At 35.8% G+C, this 24,072-nt stretch carries 25 protein-coding genes and 1 pseudogene; 5 read left to right on the forward strand and 21 right to left on the reverse strand.

All coding sequences use genetic code 11. The features are described from left to right. The first annotated feature begins 225 nt into the window (after positions 1–225). The 5 genes from AC0L8O_RS14625 to AC0L8O_RS14645 all read left to right on the forward strand — a co-directional run bounded on the left by AC0L8O_RS14625 (position 226) and on the right by AC0L8O_RS14645 (position 4,121). Positions 226–735 (forward strand): DUF4178 domain-containing protein, encoded by a 510-nt coding sequence (locus AC0L8O_RS14625; protein WP_473443306.1) that lies wholly within the window; start codon positions 226–228, stop codon positions 733–735. Between the two features lie 9 nt (positions 736–744). Then, positions 745–1,413: a PspA/IM30 family protein gene (locus AC0L8O_RS14630; protein WP_473443308.1), complete on the forward strand. Its 669-nt coding sequence runs from the start codon at positions 745–747 to the stop codon at positions 1,411–1,413. Between the two features lie 102 nt (positions 1,414–1,515). Beyond that, positions 1,516–2,124 (forward strand): DUF4247 domain-containing protein, encoded by a 609-nt coding sequence (locus AC0L8O_RS14635; protein WP_473443310.1) that lies wholly within the window; start codon positions 1,516–1,518, stop codon positions 2,122–2,124. A gap of 22 nt (positions 2,125–2,146) precedes the next feature. Beyond that, positions 2,147–2,542, forward strand: coding sequence for a DUF350 domain-containing protein (locus AC0L8O_RS14640; RefSeq protein WP_226527794.1), 396 nt, complete (start codon positions 2,147–2,149; stop codon positions 2,540–2,542). 25 nt (positions 2,543–2,567) lie between these two features. Then, positions 2,568–4,121: a polyamine aminopropyltransferase gene (locus AC0L8O_RS14645; RefSeq protein WP_473443312.1), complete on the forward strand. Its 1,554-nt coding sequence runs from the start codon at positions 2,568–2,570 to the stop codon at positions 4,119–4,121. A gap of 93 nt (positions 4,122–4,214) precedes the next feature. Here AC0L8O_RS14645 and AC0L8O_RS14650 read toward each other — a convergent pair whose 3' ends face one another. The 21 genes and pseudogenes from AC0L8O_RS14650 to rocF form a co-directional block, all read right to left on the reverse strand. Beyond that, entirely contained in the window at positions 4,215–4,526 is a 312-nt protein-coding gene (locus AC0L8O_RS14650) for a DUF3892 domain-containing protein (RefSeq protein ID WP_473443314.1), read from the reverse strand. Between the two features lie 281 nt (positions 4,527–4,807). Next, positions 4,808–5,041, reverse strand: coding sequence for a hypothetical protein (locus AC0L8O_RS14655; RefSeq protein WP_473443316.1), 234 nt, complete (start codon positions 5,039–5,041; stop codon positions 4,808–4,810). 692 nt (positions 5,042–5,733) lie between these two features. After that, positions 5,734–6,114: a hypothetical protein gene (locus tag AC0L8O_RS14660; RefSeq protein ID WP_473443318.1), complete on the reverse strand. Its 381-nt coding sequence runs from the start codon at positions 6,112–6,114 to the stop codon at positions 5,734–5,736. A 5-nt stretch (positions 6,115–6,119) separates the two neighbouring features. After that, positions 6,120–6,365 carry a hypothetical protein gene (locus tag AC0L8O_RS14665; RefSeq protein WP_473443320.1) on the reverse strand — a complete coding sequence of 82 codons (246 nt, stop codon included), beginning with the start codon at positions 6,363–6,365 and terminating at the stop codon, positions 6,120–6,122. Between the two features lie 203 nt (positions 6,366–6,568). Further along, the gene (locus AC0L8O_RS14670; protein WP_473443322.1) at positions 6,569–7,183 is read right to left on the reverse strand and encodes a hypothetical protein; all 615 of its coding nucleotides are present in this window, start codon (positions 7,181–7,183) and stop codon (positions 6,569–6,571) included. A 5-nt stretch (positions 7,184–7,188) separates the two neighbouring features. After that, a complete protein-coding gene (locus AC0L8O_RS14675) occupies positions 7,189–7,518 on the reverse strand; it encodes a TNT domain-containing protein (protein ID WP_473443324.1) in 330 nt (109 codons plus the stop codon). A 475-nt stretch (positions 7,519–7,993) separates the two neighbouring features. Beyond that, positions 7,994–8,356 (reverse strand): hypothetical protein, encoded by a 363-nt coding sequence (locus AC0L8O_RS14680; protein ID WP_394184532.1) that lies wholly within the window; start codon positions 8,354–8,356, stop codon positions 7,994–7,996. 13 nt (positions 8,357–8,369) lie between these two features. Further along, positions 8,370–9,656 carry a pre-toxin TG domain-containing protein gene (locus AC0L8O_RS14685; RefSeq protein WP_473448907.1) on the reverse strand — a complete coding sequence of 429 codons (1,287 nt, stop codon included), beginning with the start codon at positions 9,654–9,656 and terminating at the stop codon, positions 8,370–8,372. Further along, entirely contained in the window at positions 9,583–10,179 is a 597-nt protein-coding gene (locus AC0L8O_RS14690) for a T7SS effector LXG polymorphic toxin (protein WP_473443326.1), read from the reverse strand. Before AC0L8O_RS14690 ends, AC0L8O_RS14685 begins: the two co-directional genes overlap by 74 nt. An 11-nt stretch (positions 10,180–10,190) precedes the next feature. Beyond that, positions 10,191–10,457, reverse strand: coding sequence for a YwqI/YxiC family protein (locus AC0L8O_RS14695; RefSeq protein ID WP_026562747.1), 267 nt, complete (start codon positions 10,455–10,457; stop codon positions 10,191–10,193). Then, a complete protein-coding gene (locus tag AC0L8O_RS14700) occupies positions 10,457–10,885 on the reverse strand; it encodes a YwqH-like family protein (RefSeq protein ID WP_026562746.1) in 429 nt (142 codons plus the stop codon). Before AC0L8O_RS14700 ends, AC0L8O_RS14695 begins: the two co-directional genes overlap by 1 nt. A 13-nt stretch (positions 10,886–10,898) precedes the next feature. Then, positions 10,899–11,300 (reverse strand): type VII secretion protein EssA, encoded by a 402-nt coding sequence (essA, locus tag AC0L8O_RS14705; protein ID WP_473448908.1) that lies wholly within the window; start codon positions 11,298–11,300, stop codon positions 10,899–10,901. An 89-nt stretch (positions 11,301–11,389) separates the two neighbouring features. Beyond that, positions 11,390–14,383: a type VII secretion protein EsaA gene (gene esaA / locus AC0L8O_RS14710; protein WP_473448911.1), complete on the reverse strand. Its 2,994-nt coding sequence runs from the start codon at positions 14,381–14,383 to the stop codon at positions 11,390–11,392. Continuing rightward, a complete protein-coding gene (locus AC0L8O_RS14715; protein ID WP_473443329.1) occupies positions 14,302–14,511 on the reverse strand; it encodes a hypothetical protein in 210 nt (69 codons plus the stop codon). Before AC0L8O_RS14715 ends, esaA begins: the two co-directional genes overlap by 82 nt. A 2-nt stretch (positions 14,512–14,513) precedes the next feature. Next, a pseudogene (essC, locus tag AC0L8O_RS14720) lies at positions 14,514–18,967 on the reverse strand (type VII secretion protein EssC). A 39-nt stretch (positions 18,968–19,006) separates the two neighbouring features. Then, a complete protein-coding gene (essB, locus tag AC0L8O_RS14725) occupies positions 19,007–20,329 on the reverse strand; it encodes a type VII secretion protein EssB (RefSeq protein ID WP_473443331.1) in 1,323 nt (440 codons plus the stop codon). Between the two features lie 13 nt (positions 20,330–20,342). After that, entirely contained in the window at positions 20,343–20,582 is a 240-nt protein-coding gene (gene yukD, locus AC0L8O_RS14730; protein WP_473443333.1) for an ESX secretion system protein YukD, read from the reverse strand. 272 nt (positions 20,583–20,854) lie between these two features. Next, the gene (locus tag AC0L8O_RS14735; RefSeq protein ID WP_026562742.1) at positions 20,855–21,148 is read right to left on the reverse strand and encodes a WXG100 family type VII secretion target; all 294 of its coding nucleotides are present in this window, start codon (positions 21,146–21,148) and stop codon (positions 20,855–20,857) included. A 377-nt stretch (positions 21,149–21,525) separates the two neighbouring features. Next, positions 21,526–21,777, reverse strand: coding sequence for a hypothetical protein (locus AC0L8O_RS14740; protein ID WP_473443335.1), 252 nt, complete (start codon positions 21,775–21,777; stop codon positions 21,526–21,528). A 176-nt stretch (positions 21,778–21,953) separates the two neighbouring features. Further along, entirely contained in the window at positions 21,954–23,150 is a 1,197-nt protein-coding gene (locus AC0L8O_RS14745) for an ornithine--oxo-acid transaminase (RefSeq protein WP_473443337.1), read from the reverse strand. A gap of 13 nt (positions 23,151–23,163) precedes the next feature. Continuing rightward, positions 23,164–24,069, reverse strand: a complete 906-nt coding sequence (rocF, locus tag AC0L8O_RS14750) for an arginase (protein ID WP_473443339.1) — start codon at positions 24,067–24,069, stop codon at positions 23,164–23,166. Positions 24,070–24,072: the final 3 nt, after the last annotated feature.

Here is a 24,072-nt window from a genome sequence, read left to right on the forward strand (position 1 = left end):
TCACCTCTAGATGTATAGAAATTACATTTTCGTATGTGAATACATTATACATTTGTACGTACATTCTTGCACCTAAAAGTTAATGACGAGAAATATTCATATCCTAATGAAACTTTTTGTACTCAAAAAAATCTGTTCAATAGAAATTTAAATTTAGTGAAACTTTCTAAATTGTCATACGTAATATTAAGAGGAAACATTAGCACAAAAAGTCGAGGTGGATACATGAGTTTTTTCAGTAGATTATTTGGCAATAAAAACACAAACCAAAAGCCTGTAGAAGAACGAAATATGTTCAACCTTCAAACAGATGATATTGTCACATATGATTTAGAGGATTATAAAATAGTCGGAAAAATCAGCTATGATGATCATGGCTTTAAGTGGCATGCCTATCAGCTTGAAGGAACATCAAAAACACTTTGGTTAAGTGTCGAAATGGATGATGAGCTTTATTTAGGAATGTATGAAAAAATAAAACTAAAGCTTCAGGAACCAATCCCTAAAAAAATTGACCATGAGGGAATAACCTATTATCTAGATGAATCAGGAACAGCTAGAGTAACAGGAATCGGCAGAAATCAAAACATAAATGGTATGGTATGCCAATATTATGACTATTGTGATGATGATGAAGAAAACTACCTGTCTGTAGAAAAATGGGGCAGTGAAATTGAAGTAAGCCGGGGATATGATATTGAGCAATATGAAATAAAAATTATTGCAAGTAAATAGGAGGATATTATGTTTAAATTATTTAAAAGAGTAAAAACGGTTGTGGATTCAGAATTAAATGCTTTATTGGACAAAGCTGAAGATCCTGTAAAAATGCTTGATCAATTTATGAGAGACATGGAAACTGATATAAGAGAAGCAGAATCAGCTATTGCAAAACAAATTGCCAATGAAAAAATGTTACAAAAGAAATTTGAAGACGCAGGAAAAATGGTTCAAAAACGTGATGAACAAGCGATTAAAGCGATTGAAGCCGGTAATGATGACCTTGCCAGACGTGCATTAGAAGACAAGAAAATTCACCAGCAAACACTGGATACATTAAAAGAATCGTATGAACGTGCAAAACTAGATTCAGATACATTAAGAAAAAAATTAGATGAAATGAAAGCTGAATACAATGAAATGAAATTGAAAAAGGATTCTCTAAAAGCACGTGCAGAATCTGCAAAAACAAGAACAAAAATCAATCGCACTCTTTCCGGTATCGGCAGTGATGAGTCAAAACGCGGTTTTGAACGTATGGAGGAAAAAGTCCTTCAATATGAGGCAGAAGCAGAAACAAGTGAAGATATGAGATCTTCTAATAAAAGTTTAGATGATGAATTTGCTGCATTAGAAAACAATGAGATTGATGATGAACTTGCTGCTTTAAAGAAAAAACTTGGCAAAGAATAAGGAATAGTTCGTAGAGAAAAACTCTCTTGACCTCCGGTGCTTTCCGCATTAGAGGTCTCTCGAGTTTTTATAAAAAAGCTTACCCGGAAAGAAGGTGAATCAATGAAAAAGTCACTTCTTTTTATTTTTCTATCTTGTATTCTCCTTTTATCTGCCTGTGGAAGTGAAACACAAGGCTCAACAGGCGGGTCCTTTTTTAAAGACGGAATTGCTGACTTCATTAGTAGTACATACATTTTACAAGACGTAGTTTCAAGTCAGGAACGCTCTCAAGAGATTTCTGAAATATATGTAGCTGAGAATAAGTCCATTGATGATGTGGCAAACGAATTGCAAGATTATGAAAAACCTAGAGAAGTTAGTGAGAAAAAAGATGACAAACAAGTTCTGATTTATCAAGATACATTTGTTATCTTAACACCTGATGAAGATAACTCAGCTAATACAATGGTTGAAATCTCCACCTATGACTTTGTTCGTAATCATTATAGCCCTGGTTTTTTTGATGGATTATTTGTTCTCTGGCTATTAGACGACGTACTTGATGTAGATGATTGGGGTAAAAAGCAGCGGAATAAATGTAGATCAAACCAAGATGATTGCTATCGAGGGTACAGTTCTTCAGGTGGATCATTCAAAACAGGCGGAACCTCAACAGTAAGAGGTGGAACCTCATCTGTCCGTGGTGGCGGACCAGGTACTGGAAAATAAAATAGGAAGGGAATGAATTAATATGGAGCCTTTTATTTTAACGGCTGTTTATTTTATTATTGCAATAGCAATTGTACTTATTGGCTTAATTTTATTTGAATTTATGACGAAAAAATATAAAGATTGGGATGAAATCTTAAATGGTAATCATGCCGTATCCCTTTCAATCGGGGGAAAAATCGTTGGAATTTGTATTGTTCTAGCATTCTCTATTTATCATAGTGCAAGTGTTGTAGATACACTTATTTGGGGTGCTTATGGTGTACTGCTTCAGTTAATTGCTTATGTATTATTCGAGCTTTTCACTAGGAACTTTTCTGTAGAGGAACAACTAAAAAAAGGAAACATTTCTGTAGGGATCATTAGTATGTGTGTATCAATTGGATTAGCCTTCGTTATTGGGGCATCGATTACGTAAAGAATATGAACAAGGAGACAGTTGTGTGATTGAACAGAATATCAAACAAAGCAAAGCGATCTATTGGGCTTCAGGAATCGTATCTGTCTGTGGAATCATTTTTGAAGTATTATTTGGTGCAGCTGGCTCTTACTTACTTGGTGATGGTGTAAAACAATACACCCTCACCATTTCTCTTTTTCTAACAGGCATGGGCATCGGTGCTTCCATTAGCGAGAAAGTAACAAAGAATTTAATCTTGTCATTTGTATGGATCGAATATCTAATCGGGATTATTGGCGGGCTTTCAACATTCTTATTATTTGGAGTTTCTGCTTTTCTGGAATCAGGAATGGATGCGTTCTTTCTTTACTCCATTACGTTAATTGTAGGTGCACTAACTGGAGTGGAGCTTCCGATCTTAATTAGAAAAGCAAATGAGATTGGTGTCACTCTACAAAAAAGCACAGCAAGGGTGCTATTTTCTGATTATGCCGGGGGCCTGATCGGCGGGTTACTTTTCGTGTACTTGCTAAGACCGGAATTTGGGCTTGTAAAAACAGCTTTTCTTGTAGCCATCATTAATGTAGCCATTGCTCTGTGGATTTTACTCTATTTTAAAAAGGAAATAAAAACATTCAAACGTCATTTATCAGCAGGTATTGTGATCTTCTTAATCCTTATTGGGGGTATTTTCTTTGGGGAAGAAACAGCTTTTACATTTGAACAAAAGCTATATCGAGATCCAATTATTTATACGGAACAAACAGATTATCAACAAATCATATTGACGAAGGAACAAGGAGATTTACGGTTATTTCTCGATGGGCAACTTCAATTTAGTTCCAGCGACGAATATCGCTATCACGAAACTCTTGTACACCCTGCGATGAGTACAGCCAATAGAAGAGAAAACATTCTCATCCTTGGCGGTGGAGATGGTTTAGCTCTTAGAGAGTTACAAAAATATGATGAAGTAAAGTCTATGACTTTAGTTGACCTGGATCCAAGCGTCGTGGAATTAGGGAAAACAAATCGGGATGTTGTTACCTTAAATCAAAAAGCATTTGAGGATAAACGTGTTGAAGTCAAAAACGAAGATGCCTTTCAATTTTTAAAACAAAATCAAGGCAACCTCTATGATGTGATACTAATTGACTTGCCAGACCCAAATAATGAATCCTTAAATAAGCTATACACTCTTGAATTTTACCAGCTGGTACGTAATCGTCTGGCACCGGGTGGTTCCATTATGATTCAAGCAACAAGCCCAACCTTCGCAACAGAAGTATATTGGTCTATTAACAAAACCGTACAAGCTGCAAACCTTTATACAGAAAACCTCCACGTTGATGTACCAAGCTTTGGCGATTGGGGCTTTGTCTTAGCGAAAAGAGAAGAAGTCGATTTGAACAAAGCTAACATAAATGTTGAAACAAAATTTTTAACAAATGAAGTATTAGGCGGCTTAACTTCATTCGGCAAAGATATCGACCAAGAAATTTTAGATGATAAGGGAAACCCTCTTCCAATCGATACAAATACCTTAACAAGGCCAACAATTATTGAAAAATACGAGAAGGCTTGGAGAAGTTATTGAGTGTAGTGCTCTTTCATACTTTCTCTTTTAAATTGTGAATACAAGAAAAAACACAGTTCAGAGCCACTTCTGAGCTGTGTTTTCATTTTTTATTTAAAATTCCGGTAAAGAATCAAGATTGTTTTCTTTAATTCCATCTGGTTCACTTCTTAAGATATCGCGGCCGTATTTATGAAACACATCAACATGAGCGAGTTTGCCTTCCTTCGCTTCTGAAAGTGCCTGAACGTAATCCAACTGTCTGCCTGACTCTGTTTGAAAAGCAATTAAATCCCCATCATCATTCCTTTTCACTGCAACGATTCTCTCTTGATTCGGGCTCATACCCTCGATAATTTCTGCTTGAATTTCATCTTGATTCGCTTGATTTTTATACTGGTAAAATGCTTGTTCGAAACGATCCATTTTTATCACCTCATGATTTGTATGTCCAATTGAAGTGATTTTATTCTTATGATTCTAACTATACAGGTTTGAAATTGTGTTTCTTGAAAGATACTTTTTTTCTTCTGGAAATCCTTTAAAATTTAGGATTGGCTTTTTTATTTCGATAATACCTTCAATATTATCGATCTCAACTTCTTTTACAAAAACAAATTGTTCCTTTTTTTGGAACCCATTCATCTCACAATCTATATAATCTTTACTGAATAAAGTAATTCTATTATTTTTAATTACTAACTCTCCTATTGCAAAAGGGCTATATTCTTTCCTTGATAAATAATTTTATAATGAATTTCATAAATTAAATCGATATCCTCATTTTCAACTTCTTTTACAAAAGTATCGTTTTGCTTATTTCCTCCGAGTTCAATTAATTCTTCGAATCCATCTTCAATTACCTTACTTATCAATCTATATTTCTCATTTTTAATAATAACTGGATACCGGTTACCTCTGTAATCAGCATATTTCGCCATTATTTCACCTACTTTAAATATCAAACTAGATAATCAAATTATAACCTTTCCCTTATTTAACAACTTTAAGAAGCTATATTTATTTTAGTCCGTTCACCAGTACTTAAACTCAATTCAAAATGCCATGAATTTCTACCGTATGAATCGAATTACTACCTTCACATACAACGGTTATTCTAACTTGACATGCCACAAGTATAAATTTATAATCCTCTAAGACTGATATAATAAAAAAATTTCCCGAGTACTCTTTAAAGCCAATCATCTTTTCTGTTGGATTGTTACTTACTAATTCAACATAGTCATCTTCTATTTTGTAAATCTAAATTCACCATTCTTATATGAAGCATATTTCCCTTTCTTAGCATAATTTTTCTCCTGATTTAACTGGTAAAATTTTTTCACCATACACTACTTTTGCGATTCAGCTCCATTTACAGGAATAAACCTAGCATTGAAATTTTAATTTTTAAGTTTCCAGTTCTTAATCTATTATTGAACTACACCCTTAGATTTATATAACTAGGTATCAGAATCCCATCCGAATGTATTATAATTAATTTAAACCTAAGAAATATATATAATAAAAGACCTTGAAAGGATATGTCCAATCAAGGTACCATTAATAATAATCACTATTCTATGTTTTAATATCTCATTTCTATAGATTTCAATTACTTGGTTTTGCTTTTTTATAAACTATACTGTTTTTTATTTTCAGTAATTTCCACTTCACTTTTTGGAACAATTTTTGAATAAAGATATTTATCCGTTTGCTCAAACCCCAGTTTCCTTGCTATTTCTATATTATTAGTATCTAACAAGACATTTCCATCTGACGATTTAGATGCTAGAAACTCATAGCCCCTATAAGTAGCAAAAGGAGTTATATATACTAAATAGTCTGTTTCTTCTACATCCACATTTTTGCTGTAAACATCGTTATTTTTACTTGAAGGTGTAAATCCAAGCTTACTATCATTAATATCGTTGCTAATTAATTTAATTTTATTTTCACCCTCTATAAATCTAAATTCCTTTCCTTTATACCCAGCATATGTTCCTTTTCTCAAGATACTCATCTCCTGTTAATACGTGTAAACTTTTGAACTTCTTCATCAAAGATTGCAACTAACTTTTCCTTTCCATTTACAACCTCATATAACTCTGCACCATCTTTTGGCATAGTCCTATTAGTAAACTTATACTCTGGCACGGTAATACCATTTCTTGAACCTGTAAATCCATTTAAAGTACAAGGTGGACCGTCTGTGTTACTACCTCCAAATTTATCTCCATATGCTATTGTAATCATCAATTGCATTTGTTTTAAATCTAATTATTCCGTAAGAATTACCTTCATCAGGAAAAGGTCTATTTCCATTCCAATCTTTATAATCCAATCTTTATAATCCAATCTTAAACTTTCAACAAAGTCTAAAACCCAGGAACTAACTTTTTTAAAAAACTTTTTTAACAAAAAGACTATCATCCACATTTCACATGTAAATGATAGTCTTTTTAAAATTACTTACCAATATATAATATCTTCATTTTTTCTAATTCCTTTAATTCTATGTTTTCTTCATGAGGCTTTATTAGCTTATCAAATTCCTCAAGTTTAATACCAAAATTATACAAAACGACTAGTGCACTAGATATTGGTCTACCTTCTGTAATCATTATTTTTTCTTTTTGATGAGTCAAATAAAAAACATCAAATGATTGATTATTTTCAATTAAATTAATTGTTCCTTCGTTTTCCTTAAGTAGAGAAAAATAATTTTCTTTTATACTTTTTTGAAGAATTGTTTTCCCATCTACAAGATCTTGTTCTAGCTTCCTTAATTCATTTTTTACAAGATAATCGCCTTTGACTTTCTCAAATTTTCCTTTTACAGCAACATATAATGCTAAGTGGCCAATTTCTTTCTTAGAAAAATTATTAAGTTCAAATTTTTTATCTCTTTGAATTTCATAGAGGCACCATTTACCATCAGAGCTCTCTAATATAACGCCAACATCAAGATTAGCACTACCGTCATTATTTTTGGGATATACATAAATTATTGTATCCCCACCTAATTTTTCCGTCTTAATATTATAATTATCTAATTTGTTTAATAGATCATTATAGTTCATAATTTTTATCCACCTTTTTTAACTGATACGAACTCAATTAATTCAAGCTCTTCTAACTCTTCCATTGAATAAGCCTTACCGTTATTATGATATTTAATAAATTGTGTACCACCACCAGGTCTATCAAACCAAGGAGCTATTTTTCCACCAGTAACTTCAAAGTCTTCAAGTACTCTATAAATATAATAATCTGCCCCATCACTATGAAGTGCTAAGGCTCTTTGTTCGTAAGGAATTCCTTCTGGTGAAAAGAAACCACCACCTGGCGCGCCAAATCTATCAATAAGCATCCCTTTTTTGAGTACGTAGTATAGGTTCCCCATCAAACTCATCATTAAGTGGCCAATTTATATTTCCTGTTATCTGATCATAATATATTTAGGAATATCATAAATCTCTAACAGCCTGTGTTATTTAAAGTAAAAAACTAGAAAGAATCATTTTTTTATAGCATCACGTATATTATCTACTATTATAAAAGCAGTATATACTAAATGTATTTACAGGGAGATATTCTTAAATCACCATCTTAAATTTTTTTAGTTAAATACCACTTAGATTTGTTTATTTGTATACATATTCAATATTCTTAATAAGAAAAAAACCTGATCTATATTTCAGATCAGGTTTAATATTTTAAAGATATTTCAATAGATTGTTTAAAAGATTAAAGTCCCTGTTCTGTCCTCTTAGTTTTTCTCCTAATGAATTACAATTTTATAGTATGATTATAAATACGCAAGTTTATGTTTTTGCATTGAAAGAGATAAACTATAGAATATTAACAATAAACTCTAAGACTTCTAAACTTTATCGTGCGACACCTAGCTTTTCAAGTGTTCCAGATTCAAAATTTACACCGAAAAAGAAATCAGACCATGATTCATCTGAATTTTCTACATCTATAACACCACAAACAACAGAAACCTCTGCTTTAGGATGTGTTGTTAGGTACACAAATTGATATCCTTTAGGTCTAGATAAGTTTAATAGTAATTCACCATTTAAATTAAATATTTGTAGAGTATCTGGATTTGTTGGTTCTTTTCCAACTAAATAAGTTACAACATTAGCCTTTTCATAATGTTTTGCATTTACAACATTGTCTAGATCAATTCTTACTTCTTTATCATTAATTCTCCAAGACGTTTTATTTTCATTTACAAAAATCATATTATTACCTCCACTAATTAATAGTCCTTACTTCAACTACCTTTAAATGCTTCATTCTATCAGCTGGACTTACAAGCATTTGTACTTGGTGTCCTCCTCCAAATAAATACTTACCAAGAGGTTCATCTATTTGTGGTCCTACTTCACCAGAAATAACAGGGAGGTCATCAACCACTTCATATGTTACCACCCTGTCAATTTCAGGCTTCCAATCCGCTTTTACAGCAAGTTGATTTCTAACGTAATCAACATCTTTAATATTATCAAATGTTCCAAAACCACCTGGTCTTTCTTCAATTTGCCCCGGGCTAATAGCCATTTCGATTCTTGTACCAGGTTTCAATGTAGTTTTTGCAGCATCTTTATTAAATCCTAATGGCCAAGGGTCCTCCTCTTTTAAAATTTTCATAAATACATTTCCTTGTTCTTCAGTTGAACTATACTGGCCCTTGGTCGCTTGGAAAAACTCCTCAAAAGCTTGCCTTCTTAATGGTTTAATAGATTCATCTGCATCTTCAAGGATGATTTTGTTTATTACATCATCAATATCCTCTGAATGATTTTTACTTGGAACATCAAGTACTCTACTTCCATCCTGCAACCTATTCACATAATAAGCCCCACCACCAACGGCCAACAATCCAAGCGCCTGGGCAAGACTATTCTGCTGCTGCTCTACCGTTAACTCATTCCCAAACATATCCTTACCGGTAAGATACTCGCTAAATCCATTCGCGGAGACAAGTCCGTAAATTCCCATTTCGGCCATTTCCAGGTTCGAGAAGGTTTTGGATGTGCGGTAGACGTCAAGGGCTCGATCAGCGGCATTCATGCCTTTGGCCGTTTTGTAGATGGCATTTCCGCCTTTGAAGATTCTTCCTGCCCATCCGACTACCGGGATAAAGCCGGCTGTTGCCATGGCACCGGCAGCGACTCGTTGGCCTGTTGTTAATTTTTCGCCAGTGACAGGGTCAACTCCTTCTGAGGCACGTAAATAATCATAATAACCGGTTATTTCTCCTGTAAAGGTTTTGACTCCATCCCATGCTTTTTCGTACCATGGGCGGTTTTCGAGTTCTTCGGCTTTTTTGAGTTCTTCTCTGAATTTTTCTTGTTCTTCTTTGAAGGTGAGGTATTCGTTTGCGTATTGTTCAACTTCGTCTGTTAGTTGATAGGCTTCGCTAGCTTTATAGGCTTGTGAGTCGAAGTTGATGGGTTGGATGGTATTACCTTGGGCCGTTGCCTCCAGCAATTGTTGGAAGAGGGCTGCTATATGATACTCGGCACTTTCTGAAACCATATATTCTTCTTTTAATTGTTGATCTAACGAATCTACAGCTTTTACTGTATCTTCCCTCTTTTTTTGCATCTGACATAGCTGTATCAAATTGATCGGTAGAAAAAGCATCAAGGGAGACGATATCATCAATACCTCTAAAGATTTTCTTAAGGTCTTCCTGCTGACTATCAACCATTGCAATATGATTTGTCGTTTGAATAGAAAGATCTGTTTCAAGAAAATTCACATCGACAATTGTATCACCCGATAAATTAGATTCATCAATAGAACCTGATACACCATTAAAAAAGGCAATTTGCATGTCGACGAAACGAAGCAAGGCTTCTACCACATCAACTTGTGCCTGGTAAAAGCCTTTAATGGCATCTGCTCCCTTTCCTGTTAGGTTGTCATCGAGCTGAATGATATCTGTGAATTCCATTTTTAGCTTATCAAGCTTTTCTCTCAAATCCTTATAGACTGTTGAGCGATCCTCCATTGATTCAATTAACGTTTTTGATTCAAGTACTTTCACGTTAGCCATCTGCCCTTCCGTTAGTTTCTCGTAATGGCTTCATCCTGATCCTTCAATGAACGTACATTTGCTTTTGTATCTTCAATGTTTTTTCCGACAATTTGTACATAGTCATTAATGAACTGATGAATCCTTTCTTCTCTCTCCAGAAAATAAGTGGTGAAATCCAAGAGATTTCTTCCGATGTCACCAGAGGCAGGGACGGTAAGTTTAACGGATGATAGGGCTGATTCTGCCTCATTAAGCTCCTTTGTTACGGCTTCATAATTTAATTTGATTGTAACCATTAAAATAACCGCCTTTTCAAATCACTTATCCGATCGGACAGCTCATCAATGGCGTCCTCTCCCATGTTCACTAAATCTCCTGCTTCATGTGCTAATGCACTAGCAGTATTTAAGGCCATTCTCTCTAATTCCAGGACATTGATTTTACTTTCAATTGTATATTGATAGCTATTATAGCTGTATTGCCCAATGTTTTTCATGATGGTGTAGGCTTGCTCTCTTTCCTCATCAAATTCCTCAGAACGCTTACCTGTCCAGTCTTTACCCAGGTCTGGTTGTTTAATTTTTTCTATTTCCTGTAATAGAATTGATTGTTCACTACTAATCTGACTTTTGGCTTTTTGGAGTCGTTCGATTTTTTCATTTACATCATTTGATCGAGACGAAATTGTGTTTTGAATTGAATATAACGTGCTTGATAAACTCATAACGTTCACCTCACTAGCTATTTTTAACAAATTTTTGCTTTGTTGATTTGTTCCAAAACAAAATGACTGTGATAAGTGATATAAAACAGATCACAACTAGTACCCAAATGAAAAGAGATAAAGGCTTTGTAGAGGAAGTTGTTTCTTCCCCTACTGTTTGCCCCTGGGCTACCTTTTCTGTTGAAGAAAATAAGTGTAAATTTTCTGCTTTTGTTTTAATTGTATTTAAATTTTTTGCGTTTTCTTTAAACAACGAGGAAACAATTTTCGTATCATTGGACGATTTCTTCCCCTCAAATGTTAATCCTTTTTGCTCTTCAGGTATATTTGTACGCTGTTGATTTTGTTGTTTGTCTAATAGTAAATCTTTATTAATTTTCACATTTTTTTTGATAGTCGTTTGGAACAAGCTCATCAATATTGGTTTCTGCTATTACGGTTTGATTTGGTAACAGCAGAAAGCTTGCGACAAAGAATAAAAACGAAATCAACATTACCCAATGCTTACGCATCATAAGTTTCCGATCCTTTGTCAACTGAAACGAACTCAGATCTTCCAATAAAGTATTGCAGTGCACCCAGTCCTAACAGTATACAGCAAAGTGCAATCATTGCTTGGGTAAACAGGGATTCAGTTCCATACTGGATACTCATGTACACCTTTGACATCGGATCTTGGAAGCTGAAGTTTGGTGTTGTCAAGGCAAGCAATGGTGTCACATAGAAAATAACCATTCCAACTGTTATAAATGTTCCTACAAGCTGGTGAACCGCAAATCCAACTCTTACTATGGCAGAACCCGCCATTAATAGGAAGATTGTAAACACAGTCCATTCCACTGCACTTTCTTCTCGTAATGGATATATTTCAAGTCCAAATAGGCTAATGAAAAATCCAACAATTAGATTCAATAAGACAAATAAAATCGCCTGAATCCATAATGGTGGTTGTTTGAAATAATAGCTTGTGTACCCTATTAGTAAGCTGGAAACTAAGACTATAAACAAGACAACAACCGGTGGGATATTTTTCACTGTGGTACTTTCTGTTTGTTCTGGAACATCTCCACTTATTTTTAATGGATTTGTTAAAAAGTCATACACATAACCATTTGATTGGCCATCAACAAACGCATTTCCGAGTACACTAAATACGTCGTCACGAATAAGCTCAGTTGATGCCACATTTGTTGCCCATTTTTGATTTAGCTTATCAGCATCTGCTTGAACATCATTGATTCTACTTTGTAATTCACTCGTGTAATCAACAATACCGCCTTGACTTTCTTGAACTGAACCTAGCCAAGTGTGGATTGAATCCATTTGATTGCTGATTTGTTCTGAACCTAAAATCATTTGTTGGCCTTCGACAGTTGAAGTAGGAGTTGATATTGAAAGCATTTTTTCAGGCTGTTGAATTTGCTCAAGAACCGTTTGTGCTTCCTGTTGAATAGCATCTAAGCTTTCCATAAGCTTCGCTTGATTGTCATCAACTGCTTTTCGGTATTCAACCATAAAGACTGTGAAGTTGTCTTCAATTGTTGTTAAAGCATCCTTCGTTGTTGGGATTTCTTCTCTCATGACATCCCAGTTCCCCTGCTCTTCTGATGTAATCGCAACAATTTTATTTGCTTCCTGTTGTAGATATTCATCTTTTAATGTTGCAGTTTTAGCTTTATCCTCTGATACCATACTTGTTAATGTTGCGTGGTAACGATCTAGATAAGAGTAGTAGAACATCATGTCGAGAAGATCTTTACTATTTATTTCCTTGGAAAGAATTTCAGAAATATTCTTCTTCCTTGTTTCAGACAATGCCTGTGATGCTAAAATAGCTTTTTCCTTTTTATTAATTTCATCTTTAATGCTAGCTTCATAGTCTTTGTATAGCTTTAATTCTTCGTCTACAGCAGTAAAATTGATAAGAAGTTCATCATAAAGCTTTTGGAGATCCTCTTTTTCTTTCTCTAATTTAGCTTTATCCTCCTGCAGCTTATCCCTTTCACCTGTCACAGTACTGACTTTATCTTCTAATTCTTTAATTGTTTTTGATGTTGATTCAACCGTTTCATTTAGAGTTTGTTGCAGCTTATTTAATACAGATTGAAGTGGATTTTCTCCATCTGTTTCCTTTTTCGCTAAATCTGTATTTAAAGTTTCTAAGCGATTTTGCAATCCTTGTAAACCAGTTAATGTACCTTCTAAATTTTCGGCTGTAATCATTTCAAGGTCTTTTAGGGATGCTAACTCATCTTTGAGCTTTGTTATTTCTCCTGCAATACTACTAATCTCTGATTTTTCTTTCTCTAAATCTACATATTTACCATCTGGCTTTTCCGTTTCAGGTAGATCTGTTGGTACATCTGGGTTTTTACCAGGTGGTTGTTCAAAATTGTCTTGGTTTTCCTCTTCTTTCTTATCATGTTGAGTTTCAGTTTTTTCATCCTGATTTGCAGACAATACTGTTGTTTTTGTTTCCTCTTCATTCTCTGGTTGTTTTGGATCAGTTGGTTTCTCTGGTACTTCAGGTTGTTCAGCTAGAGCTAAACTATACTCCTCTAGCTTTTTCTGCGTATCATCCAAAATTAACGTATCTTTATATTGCTGATAAAAATCTAAAACCTTTTTCTGAAAATCATAGTAATCACTTATCTGTCTTGCGACCTGGCTATATCTTTGTTCCTCGAGCTGTGTAAAAAGCTGCTGTGACTGAGTCATTTTAGTGTTTAATTTCTGCATGCTTTCCACAATCGAACTTCCCTCGTCTTCAAATAGACGAATGGATTGCACAAATAATGGCTGTTGATTGTTTGTTGCTTTACTAACTGTTTGAATCGCTTGTGATTGAATGTCTGCTAATATTTGCTGTTGTTTATCTTGGTACTCCTTGTATGTTTCAACATATTCTACAAAGCTTGCTAAACTTTTCTCATATGTTTCAAGCATTGATTTTTGATCAGGTGTTTGACTTCCCGCTTGCTGAATCGATGACTGAAGACTAGCAAGCATCACCTTTTGTTCTTCAATTTGTCCAGCTAAATCTTTTGAGCTAGGCTTGTAGAATGCTGTCATTGCTTCCTGAAAAGCAATTTCTTTTTGAAGAATTTCATCAAATTCAGCACGAACATTTTCTAAATCTGCTGAAACATAATTCCAGTATAGAGTCGAGATTTTTTGATTCACTTTTTTCGTTGCTTTCTCAAGCTCTAGTAACACTTTTTCTTTATTGACTGCATTTAGTTGACTTTGAACTTTGTATTCAAAGTTTGTTTTCACAGGGTTACTTTCATCATAAGACATCACATTTTCAGAGAAGTTTGATGGCAAATAGACAACAGCATCGTATTTCTGACTTAGCAGCCCATTTTCACCGGCACTTCTGCCGACAACTGTCCATTCAAAATTTGAGTTTTCGCTTAAAATGCTTGCAACATTTTCACCAAGCTGAATTTTTTCTCCTTCTTCTTCAACACCTGTGTCTTCGTTAATAATCGCAATTGATTGTGCTGCACTTGCTTTTTCAACCTTGAACGGGTTATCACCGATTGCGTGAAAAAAAGAAGGGGTGTAATGACGATTAATGTAATTGCGACTAGTAGTTTAATAATAGTTGATGTTTGTTTCATACTTATATTTGCACCTTCCGTTCTACATGAACAAGCGGAATTTGAATACTTTGTTCTTTTCCATTTTCAACATAATAGCCGTAACCTGGCTGTATTTCCGGTTCCTTCCGGTCATAGGTAAGAGTGAACATCGTTTGTTCAGATTTTTTCATTAACACGACTGCTTGACGGATTTGTTTTATTTCAAGAGTTAATGGATCATATCCTTTTGTTAACTCATTGTTGCTGCCGGATACAATGATGTTAAAGCCTAAATGGCTGTAATTTTTCATCAATCGAACAAGTTTATCTTGCAGGGGATTATCCAGTTTTGTCAGGAAGTTTGCGTATCCATCCACAATGAGTAACACTGGCTGATTAGCCTTCAATGGTTTTCCTTGCTGAATCAATTGCTGGTAATTGGCTTCTCTATCTACCATTGCTTTTTCAATCGCTTCAAGCCAGGATGCTACATGATCCTTACCTTCCAAATAAACAAGTCTGTCATCTCCAATATAAGCAGACAAGCCTCGATCAATCGAATCAAAGATCGCAACATGTTCCAATTGTTGCACCAATGCGGTATGAATAAATGCCTTTAATGTATTTGTTTTACCTTTTTGCGCTTGACCGAGTACGAGACAGTGCTTAGATCTAGTAAGGTTGACATAAACAGGCTTAACTGTTTCCTCATGTAAGCCGATTGGTAGTAATCCCTCTTTTCCTTCTATGTAAGCGGCAAAATTAGCCATCGTAAGCTCAGTCGGCAGCATCGGTACAGGAGCAGGCTTCTCAACATGGACATATTCATCTTTTAGGTGTTGCACTAGTTTTTTCACGTTTTCCATTTGCTCAAAATCATCTTTTCCTTCAACTGGAAGGTAAACTTGAGAAAAGAATGCTTCGTCCTTCTTCACGATCGCTCTTCCCGGTACTGATTCCGGAGCAAATGGTAATCGTCCCAACATTGTGTAGGCTTCTGTTTGGTCCATTAAGTAATGGACAATTTTGGTTTGTAAGTTATTCATCAATGATTGACGAACAGAGTTAATTCGTGTGGCTGTCAGCATGATATAAATACCTAATGATTGGCCATCACGTGCAAAGGTATTTAGTTGCTGCTCCAAATCGAGCATTTCTTCCTTGACGAGGTCAAAATTATCAACAACTAAGTAGAGAAGCGGAAGTTGTTCTTCACTTAAGGCATTGTACATTTTAATTGAGCTAACCTCTTTCTTTTGGAAAAGCCTCTTCCTGCTTGCCACTTCGTCTTTTAAAATATTCATGAACTTTTCAATTTTCCGCTCTTGATCAAGCAGAAAATAATCCGCTGTATGCGGGAGCTGCCTCAAAGGTAATAACCCACCATTTCCAAAATCCATTAAATAAAAATGAACTTCCTTTGGAGTAAATGCTTTTGCCATACCAAGAAGTAATGTTTGCATTGTACTTGTTTTACCATAACCGGCAGAACCAAATATTCCGATGTTTCCATCTTCTAATACGTTATAAGAATAATCAGACTGGCTTTGTTTTTCCGGCTCATCAATTCGAGTAAACATAATACTCTGTTTATCTCTTTGTTCCTTTTGCTTGACTGGGTATAGTCGAGCTGGCAGTGGTGGCAACCAAGGACTTTGTAACTTCTTAAGCTCTAATTTTTCTTGTAACTCGTTTATTTTTGAAACAATAACGGCAATTTCACTTAGTACTTCTTTTTGCTTATGATCTTGAACCGTTACCTCGGAAAGTGGAATTAATCCAAGGTCTGTGACAATCGCGATTTCATCCTCGATATCAAGAGATTCTTCCTCATGATATGGTGCCCCACTCCATGCAGATTGAAATAATTCATACACTTCATTGTTTCCAACCTGCAAATATCCACGACCTGTTTGTGTAATAGCAGCTGCATCACCATTCTTTAGGATCTCTCGGCTATCCTCTGTGTTCTGAACTTTTAATGCAACTCTGAAGCGTGCATTACTCCAAATCTGGTTATCGATAACACCACCCGGCTTTTGAGTGGCAAGAATAAGATGGACACCCAAGCTTCTTCCGATACGCGCAGCACTGACTAATTCCTTAATAAAATCAGGTTCTTCGGCTTTCAGTTCAGCAAATTCATCAGAGATTAAGAACAGATGCGGTAATGGCAGTTCTGCTTTTCCACTTTTATAAAGTCTTGTGTAATCATTAATATGTGTCACACTATTGTGGTCAAATAAGCGCTGACGTCTTTTTAGCTCACTTTTAATAGAAGCAAGGGCCCGCATACTGAAATTTTTACTTCCTTCAATATTCGTAATGGTCCCAAGAAGATGCGGCATATTTTTAAACGGTTGTGCCATTCCACCACCCTTGTAATCAATAAGAAGAAAGGCCACTTCATGTGGATGGAAATGGACAGCAAGTGACAATATATACGTTTGTAAAAACTCACTTTTACCTGAACCTGTTGTCCCTGCTAGCAGCCCATGTGGTCCATGTGCTTTTTCATGAAGGTTCAAATCAACGGTTTCTGCTTTTCCTTTTAATCCAACTGGAACACCTAATGATTTCGCTGACTCTCTTGTTAGCCAATTTTGTTCAATAGGAAGCTGATCAACATTTTTCACATTCATCATTTCCAAAAAGGAAACAGAGTCCGGAATCGAGTTTGTCATCCCTGTTTGATGATCAAGTGTTCGAAGCATCCTTGCATACATTTCATTATCGGATCTGTTGTGATCATCCAATACAAATGGAATTTTGACTGCTTTTTTCTGCTGAATTAATATATCACCTTGTTCGTCATTGATATAACGAATAAGTGTGTGAATATTATCTGATAAGCTTTCCTTTGCCTCTGCTGCAAAAATAACCGAAATCCCTAGATGCTGATGATTTCCTTCCAGATACTCTAATATGACATGATCAGAAATTAGCTGTTGGTTTGTAACAATAAACACATAATGTGGAGAAAACCTTATCTTTTCTTTTTCCTCTTCGAGATCCCTCTCTCTTACCATTTCGTAAAGAGAAGATAATAATTGATCCCTTGTTCTGTCATTATAGATAAATCCTTTGGCATGGGATCCTGCCAATTGAAAATGTGGCAGCCACTTCATCCACTCCCATTCCTTGTATTCTTGTTCATCAAAGATAAACACAAACCTTAGATCATGGTAGCTATGAAAAAAGGCCAGTTGACCAACTAATTGATGTAGCTCATTCTTTAATACACGGTCTTTCCCAATTAATCCAATTGCTCCTTCAGATAGATTGGCTGTAATCGGTAGGTTTGAAAGGTTTTTGTATGCTCTTTCAAGTTTTTGGGATTCTTCAAGCAACTCATCCATTTCACGATTGGACATATCTGAAGCAGAAGAAGAAATCGTGTAGCTTGCTTGAACTGTTCCTGTCCCAAGACGAAATTGCAGAAAGTCAGGACTTTCCATCGTTCGTTCCCATAGCCTATCTGACAGTTGAGTTGTTAAGTACTTCATTCTTTCAAATGCGGGAAAATGAAATTCAAGCACTTCCTTTTGCTTATCAGCAAGCTGCTGAAGCTCTTGTCTTTTCGAATGTAAATAGTTCGAGTAAATTCGCTTTCGACGTTCCTTTGATTTTTTCTGATTTCCTCTATCTTTAAAGTATTGAACTGTTGAGGTCACAAGCGTCGTCATAAACATCACTAATGAAACAATGATGAAAATGCCTCTTGGTATTAAAAATGCGACAAGTCCCATGACGATCAGCATTACAAGTGGAGGCAAAATAATTAACCACAAGCTTCGATTTGACCCTTGAGAATCTTGCGTTGGAAACGATAGCTGTACCTTTTCATCTGGCAAATCATATACCATACGAGGTGTTCTGCGGTAGGCGGGATATTTTTTTTCATTTCTGATAAAGGGATAATAGCCTCAGGTAAATTTGTTTGATACGTTTCCGGACTTTCAATTTGAATAAAATCCTCTTCAAGCAAGATGACTTTCATCGATGCCCACATGATTATATCGCCAGTTTCTAATAAACTTGGTGTTTCAATTTTTTGACCATTTTTAAATAACTCACCATTTAGACTTGATAGTTGAAATCCATTATTTGATTGCTGGATAAGAGAAAGAGAAGTTTCAAGATCATATTTCTTATAAAAGCTTGTGCTTTGATCAAAGGAAGAAAAAGATACTTCTTTTAAATGTCCCACATAGTAGGTTTTTCTTTTCAAAGTTGATGCAAAGTAAATCCTTAGCTTCTCTCCGTCGTCATCGATTAAATACTCCTTATTATGTTCCAGTTTTGTCTCTATCTGATCCACATCATTTCGCAACCAATATTGACCATCATGAAACTTTACAAAAAAGGTATTTGATATACTCGGGATGGTAACTGTATGCTCTTTGCTTGGACCAATTGTTGTTTGTTGTTTTGAACCTTTATTTAGTTGAATTTCCTGGTATGTATGCTTTGTAAAAACCCAAAGCGTCGCCATATGATCACCACCTGTTATTTCATTCATCAGATAATTCTATTACTCCGTTTTTGTTTGCTCTTGTGTGCTTTCTTGCTTTGTCTGTGTTTGCTGCTTTGTATTCTGTTCGGTCGTTTCACCTTCCGTTTCAGAGCTTAGAGTTTCTTCTTCAACTGAATTCGATACAGGCTGATCTTGTTCTTCATCTGCAAGTTCCGACTCTTCTGCTTCTCGCTGATATTCCTTTATTTCGTTTTCTATGTCAGCTAATGCTTGCTCTCTTTCCTCTCGATCTAAACTATCATCTGACTTTAATTGTTCTTTATGCTTTAATAATCCAAATAAGATAAGGTCGCGATCTTCCAGAAATCTTGCAATATCAAGTGCATCTTCAGCCTCACCACGGCCAATTCGAATCCAATATTCATAATATTGAGGATCTGTTTGTAAAGTTATGGTGTTTCGAACAGTTTCTTTTTGATCCTCTGTCAATGATTCGTTCACAATATACGATAAAGACAGTTGATACTGAGTCACCTTAGGCATTTCTTCAATGCTATACGGCTGAAGTTCTGTTACAACCTCACTAAAATTGTTTCGCAAAAACTCCTCCTGTGCTTGAATAAAGCTGGCTTGCTTTGGCTGCAATGAAAATAATGAATATAAACTATATATAATAGCAGGAATAAACAATAAGGTAATTCCAATTAACACATATCGATTTAGCTTCCATGTTTTCTTATTAACAGTCATTTTAAGTGATTTTTCATGGTTAACTCTTTGAATTTCACCATCGATTATGTCAAGTAAGTCTTGGTATTCCTTTGCATCCATGATTTTTTTCACTAATGATGTAAGCTTTAGAGTTTGAGAAAACTGGACGTATTGATCGAATGTATGTGTTGTATCCACTGCAGAAGCAACCGTCGCCTTTACCTCCTGAAGCAATTTCTCTTCATTCTGTTCATAAGGAGGTAGACTTTCTTTTACTCCATAATGAAGAAAATAAGGATGTAGCCCTTGGTCCACAACGATATTTTCAGGACACACAACAAGATGGATTCTTGAAAGTTTATGACTCTTCACTGACTGCACGATTTTATAGGCAAGAACAAATCGCTCTTTCTCATCTAGACGTTTCAATTGGGAAAGGAGAAAAGAATAGGTATTAGGGAGTTTGTATTGGATGGTGAGCTCATCGTCCTTCATCACTATGTCCTTTTCAATCGTAGGATTTAATTCAGTTAGAAAGGAGATTTCTGCAGGATTATCTAATTTCACTTTTTCCTTCTGAAAAGTGAATGTCATATTCCGCTCTTTACGAGTGATAATAGCTTCCAGTTGCTTTGTTAGATATGAGGTATGATTGGTTTCTGTTGACATGTCTAATTCTCCTTTATAAGATTTCAATTCTGTCTCCTGTTCGTATTCCTGCATCATGAAGTCGTTCTGTGCCGTGAATAACCTTTTGTTTATTAACTACTCTTACCCAGGCACCTTGTCTTGGCGGCTCAGTCAAACTTTTTGCTTGCCAGACAATATCGATTAATTTTTTGACAGAATGATAATTAGATAGTCTGATATCAAAACTTTCTTGTTGATAGTTTTTTAGGTCAATTGTGATTTCTATGTACATTCGCGCGTCACCTCATAAGGAAGGAGCGCGTCCGTTAAAGAGCGCCCCTGCTTTTTTCTTCTATAAGCTATATAGCGTGCTCTTGACATCCAGCTCCGAAGCACAGGACGTGCAAGTGCAGTCGTTGCGACAGGATGTCGTGTTCTTAGACTGCCAGTGCCTAGCCCCTCGAGGTCATAAGCCACAAACGAATTGAAGACAAAGAGCACGTCTTCTATTCGCTTGAGCCTTAGCTTATCGGGGCTAAACAAGGAACTTCCGCTTTTGTTTCATTATCCTCTAATTTGACTAGCAATTTGCTGATCAGCGTCTTCAAGTGCTTTAGATGTGCTGTTAAGCTGAGTTGAGATGTCCTCAAGCAGCTGTTGCATTTGAATGAATGATGGTCTTAAAGACTGATATTGTTCACTAAACGCTCTGCTTGATTCACCTTCCCACATACCTTCAAGCTCGCGGATCATTGTATCAAGACGAGAAACTTGCTCTCCTACTTGGCTGCTTTCACTAGAGTAACGGTTGGCCATGCTCACTAACTCTGCAGGGGTAACACGAATAATTCCAGACATTTACTTCCTCTCCTTAACTAGTTTATATTTCGGTATTCATCTATTTAAATTGTGAGTACCCAAATCAATTGGATAGAAAAACATATCCTGTAAAATTTCTACTATATACCAATATCATATCTACCCGGATAAATACAGGTTTAAACCAAAATGTAAATAAAAAGGAAACTTTTATCCTAATTTTTTCAAAGTCTACGGTAATATTTTCATAATTTCTTCATAAGAAAACCAGGTATTAAGGTTCATGCATCGATAGTGAGAATAGGTATTCCTACACAGTAGTTTTTACAGCAAAAAAAGAAGACTAGATCCTCTATCATCTAGTCTTCCGCTGTAAAACACAACTTTTATCCTTCTACTGCAATATATACGATCTATTAATGATTTACAAAGCTTTTAAAAGCTTTACGCTGTTTATACCATTCAATACTCCCTAAAAACTCATTTACTTCAAGTTCCATTTTTTCCAAATCTCTTCGTGTAACAACAGGATCTTCCCGATTCCACCGTACAGTTCTTATAAAATAGTAATTTTTTATAGGAGAAAACACTACTTTAGAATGAGGAAATGTTTCGAACATAAACTCAATTTGACCTCTTCTTTTATAGGAATGATGAATGATTTTCATATAAAATCAATCTTTCTCATATAGTTGGACAATTTTTATTAACTCCTTTACATGAATAATTGTAGTATGATACCCCAATTGAGATGTGTCAATCAATTGATTGCTGATTTATTATAGTTTATAAGAAAAATAGGGACAGTCTTACTATTAAAGACCATCCCTAAAAAGTAAATCCATTATGCTAAGACCTGCTTGATTCTTTCGATTGCCCAATCAAGCTCTTCTTTTGTTATGACTAATGGCGGAGCAAAGCGGATAACCGTGTCATGTGTTTCTTTACATAACAGTCCCTTTTCTTTAAGCTTCTCACAATAGCCACGAGCAGGTTCCGTTAGTTCAACTCCAATAAACAGTCCTCTACCTCTTATCTCCTTAATAAACGGGTTCTTTACTTCCTTTAATTGTTCCATAAAATAAGTACCCAATTCTAAAGAGCGTTCGACTAGTTTTTCTTCTTCCATAACATCGAGTGATGCAAGTGATACCGCACAGGCTAATGGGTTTCCTCCAAATGTTGACCCATGTGACCCGGGGTTAAACACGCCCAGAACATCCCGGTTCGCTACCACACATGATATAGGAAACACACCTCCACCAAGCGCCTTACCCAAAATGAACATATCAGGTATGACCCCTTCCCAATCACAGGCAAATAATTTTCCTGAGCGTCCTAAACCTGCTTGAATTTCATCTGCGACAAATAAAATATTATTTGCTTTACATAATTCAAAAGCTTCTTTCATAAAGCCCGATGGTGGTATATTAATTCCCGCCTCACCTTGAATTGGTTCAAAAAGAAAACCCGCTGTATTAGGTGTGATAGCTGCCTTTAAAGCCTGTATGTCACCATAAGGTATGATCTTAATACCAGGCAACATCGGACCAAACCCTTTTCTATATTCTTCATCAGATGAAAGAGAAACTGCTGTCATTGTTCGACCATGAAAATTCCCTTCACATGCAATGATTTCTGCTTTGTTCTCTAAGATACCTTTTACCTGGTACCCCCATCGCCTAATCGCCTTCACAGCTGTTTCTACTGCCTCAGCTCCGGTATTCATCGGCAAAGCCATTTCTTTTTTCGTTAGGCTGGTAATTCGTTCATACCATGGACCAAGTAGATCATTATGAAATGCACGAGATGTTAAGGTCACTCGGTCAGCTTGATCTTTTAAGGCTTGAATAATCTTGGGGTGACGATGACCTTGATTAACTGCAGAATAAGCACTTAGCATATCCATATATCGATTTCCCTCTGGGTCTTCCACCCAAACTCCTTCTGCTTTGGAAATAACAATAGGTAAAGGATGATAGTTATTTGCTCCATATTGTTTTGTTTGCTCAATGACTTGCTCTGATCTAGTTTTCAACATTATTCCTCCTTACTTATAGAAGCTTTTCCCCAAATAGTGAACCCATTAACGCAACAGCCACTTCAGCTGTTTTATTTTTTTCGTCCAAGATCGGATTCACCTCAACAAACTCAGCCGATGTAATCATTTTTGATTCTTCTAAAATTTCCATTGCTAAATGGCTTTCACGGTAACTAATTCCACCTAAAACGGGAGTCCCTACACCAGGTGCATCACTTGGATCAAGTCCATCCAAATCAAGTGATAAATGAACACCATCTGTTTTATCTTCCAAGTAAGCGATTGCATCTTCCATTACCTTTGTCATCCCGAGGCGATCAATTTCGTGCATCGTGTATACTTTCATTCCTTTTTCACGGATAAGTATTTTTTCTCCCTCATCCAATGAGCGCGCACCGATAATGACGATATTCTCCGGCTTAATTTTTTCCGTATAGCCTGCAATTGATATTAAATCAGGGTGTCCAATTCCGAGACTTACTGCCAATGGCATGCCATGTATATTTCCTGAAGGTGATGTTTCACCAGTATTTAAATCTCCGTGTGCATCATACCAAATCACACCTAAATTTTGATAATGTTTAGAAATTCCCGCAAGTGTCCCAATCGCAATGCTATGGTCACCACCAAATACGAGTGGAAACGATCCTTTTTTTACGACTTCGTCCACTGCTTCTGCTAATTTTTGACTAGCCTTTGAAACAGCCTGTAAATATTTCAAATTACTTCCAGCGGAAGTTTCCTCTTCTTTTCCAGGCCTTCCGATTTGAATATCCCCTTTATCTTGAATCTCATAATCTAGCATTTCTAATCGTTCTACAACGCCTGCATAGCGAATTGCACTTGGTCCCATGTCGACCCCTCGTCTGGATTGCCCTAAATCCATAGGAGCACCAATGATTGTTATATGCTTTTTCATAAC

It is taken from the genome of Metabacillus sp. KJ11-3 (genome assembly GCF_055808295.1).